Consider the following 247-nt stretch of genomic DNA (forward strand, 5'->3'; position numbering starts at 1 on the left):
GGCGACTGATGGGAATCGAACCCACGAATGCCGGAGCCACAATCCGGTGCGTTAACCACTTCGCCACAACCGCCATGTTGTGTAAATATATTTGGCAGGGGCAGTAGGAATCGAACCCACACTGGAGGTTTTGGAGACCTCAGTTCTACCTTTAAACTATGCCCCTATGTAAATGGTGGAGGGGGGCAGATTCGAACTGCCGAACCCGAAGGAGCGGATTTACAGTCCGCCGCGTTTAGCCACTTCG

The 247-nt window shown here is 53.4% G+C and carries 2 tRNA genes; both read right to left on the reverse strand.

Going from position 1 to position 247, the window contains the following annotated elements:
- A tRNA-His gene (locus FS802_RS30780) sits at nt 1–73 on the reverse strand.
- A 19-nt stretch (nt 74–92) separates the two neighbouring features.
- Nucleotides 93–166: transfer RNA gene (locus FS802_RS30785), tRNA-Trp, on the reverse strand.
- Nucleotides 167–247 lie beyond the last annotated feature (81 nt).

Origin of the sequence: Bacillus sp. DE0042 (assembly GCF_007680225.1) — a bacterium.
Classification (GTDB): domain Bacteria; phylum Bacillota; class Bacilli; order Bacillales; family Bacillaceae_G; genus Bacillus_A; species Bacillus_A wiedmannii.